This is a genomic window from Actinomycetota bacterium, assembly GCA_030682655.1.
Classification (GTDB): domain Bacteria; phylum Actinomycetota; class Coriobacteriia; order Anaerosomatales; family JAUXNU01; genus JAUXNU01.
The window spans coordinates 1-2398 of record JAUXNU010000047.1 but is presented as its reverse complement, the minus strand read 5'-3'; the positions used below and the strand labels follow the sequence as shown (position 1 = coordinate 2398).

Annotated in this window: 2 protein-coding genes; both read left to right on the top strand. The window is 65.5% G+C overall.

What is annotated here, in order from left to right:
• Positions 1-339, top strand: a 339-nt coding sequence (locus tag Q8K99_02820) for a hypothetical protein (protein MDP2181485.1), incomplete at its 5' end; no start/stop codon positions are given.
• A 285-nt stretch (positions 340-624) separates the two neighbouring features.
• Positions 625-1977, top strand: a complete 1353-nt coding sequence (locus Q8K99_02815; protein ID MDP2181484.1) for a radical SAM protein — start codon at positions 625-627, stop codon at positions 1975-1977.
• Positions 1978-2398: the final 421 nt, after the last annotated feature.

The following is a 2398-nucleotide window of genomic DNA, read 5'->3' as shown; positions in this document are numbered from 1 at the left end:
CGCACACACGATTTCCAGTCGTGCACCTTCAGCCTCTCGGTCAGCTCTCCGCACGTCGACAAGGTTCGCCGAGGAAACCAGCTCCGGCGGCTCGCGGGCGCACAGGCGAGTATAGCGAGGAGCGGTTGGGGCGGCAATGCGACCACAGGCGCGCCCGCGGCCCGCTTTGAAGTCACCTCCGATATACCGGGTCTCACGTCTCGCGCGGGCAGTGCGCTTCTCACCGGTGTAGCCGATCTCGCGGCCCTGCGCGACCCGGATGTGCTGTTCGGGGATGTGGCGTCGCCTCCGCCGCCTACCGTGCCGCTGAGAGTGGAAAGTACTGACGCGTATCCGTGAGGCACAGGCGTCCCGCCTGTACACGCGCCTGAGGACTCGCCGTCGCGTTGTGGGCTGTTCGCGCGAGGACGGTATCGGCGCGGTGAGGCAGGTATCCGAGTTCGACCTGGTGCTCAAGCCGCAGCGACGCGCCCGATACTGACCCTGGAGACCGACGAAGCCGACGAAGCCGAAGATGCGACGCCCGCGCTCGCAGTCGGCTGGGTGCTAGACTCGAGAGTGCGGGGCAGGGAGCTTCATAGACCACGCTCCGGCGCGTGGTTCGCCCCGAGCGAGGAGCAGGCGATGGATGACGTTGTGCTGATCAACCCCCCATACCCGGTGCTCGAGGAGCCCCTCCAGGAGCACCTGGGACTCGGCTACATCGCCGCATACCTCCGCGAGCACGGCGTGAGATGCGCCATCCATGATGCGACGCTGGCGTCGCTCAAGGTCGCTGAACTGGCGTCCATCGTCAAGGAGTCAGGGGCTCGTCTCGTCGGTCTCTCGGTCCCGTACCAGGACTCCTTCCCCGATGCCGTCGAGGTGGTCAGGGCGCTTCGTGCTGACGGGTTCGAGGGATCCATCATGACCGGAGGTATCTTCCCATCCGCCGTCAGCGAGCGCATCCTCGCTGACTGTTCCGAAATAGACTTCGTCGTCAGAGGCGAGGGCGAGGAGACCGTCTTCGCGCTGTGGTCCCGCCTGTCGGAAGAAGCCGATCTGGCGACTGTGGATGGGCTCACGTACCGGGACGGCGACCAGATTCGTGTCAACCCGGCTCGCCCCTTGATCGACGACCTCGACTCGCTGCCGGACGCCGCTCGGGATACTCTCCCCGCAGCCCTGGCGAGGCGGGGCTCTATCTCCGTATCGAGCAGTCGCGGGTGCTTCGGGCGATGCAGCTTCTGTAGTATCGCCTCCTTCTACGACGACCAGCCCGGTCGGAAGTACCGTGCACGATCCGCCGGGCGGGTCGTGGACGAGATCCAGCGCCTGACACAGGCGACGGGAACTGACAAGGTCCTCTTCGTGGACGCCGAGTTCATAGGCCCCGGGATCCGCGGAAGAGATCGGGCGATTTGCATCGCCGAGGAGATCCTCCGTCGTGGGCTGAGAATCAGGTTCCGGATCGAAGCCCGAGCCGGAAGCGTCGATCCCGAGGTCTTCTCCCTCCTCAAGCGCGCGGGCCTAGAAGAGGTGTTCCTTGGGATCGAGTCGGGAGTCCCGGAGGTGCTCAAGCGCTTCGACAAGGACACCGGAGTCGAACAGAACATCGAGGCGATCAACGTGCTCCGCGACCTCAAGGTGAACACTGGCATCGGTTTCATCATGTTCGACCCGTTCACGACCATGGACGAACTCACCGCCAACCTTGAGTTCCTGCGGCAGACCGGCATCCCGATGAGCAGACTCGCGAAGACCGTGTCACCCGACGGGAAGCTGATCGTCTTCACGGGGACCAGGGCAGAGCGCGAACTGCGGGCAGCGGGCCTTCTGGACGGCGACTACCGGCACAACACGTACAAGATCATCGACCGGAAGGCGCGGACGCTGCAAAGCTGTCTCACCGCTGCCGCGAGCGCGCGGCGGCAAGTGTACCGTGCGCAGCGGGCCTTGGGCCTGCTGAAGACGCCGGACGGCACGTTCGACTACTGATCACCGCACCCTCCGGCGAGGGTCGCGGGCGACTGTGCGCGTAACCTTACCGCAGCGTATGACCAGTCCCTGGCGCGCTTTCCGAGTTGGCCACCCCTCAAGGCTCAGTAGGTGCCCCCTCTCCCTGCGCAAGGGCGTGCCGCAACGGGATGCGGCGAGGCGCGAGAAGCCCTCTGGACGCGGTTCGGTCCCGCGGCGCACAATGAATGCTCTCGCGAGGGGTTCTGCAGCCCGCGCCGACATGGAGGCGCGCGGGCTGTCGTATGTTCGAGATGCGTTGGGGGCGACATGACATCGGCGACCGCTTCGGCGCTCGCGCCACTGAGAAGCGCTGACTTCAGGAAGCTCTGGGTCGGCCAGATGATCTCCGTGGTCGGGGACAAGATCAACCAGATCGCACTCGCGGTCCTGGTCTATCAGC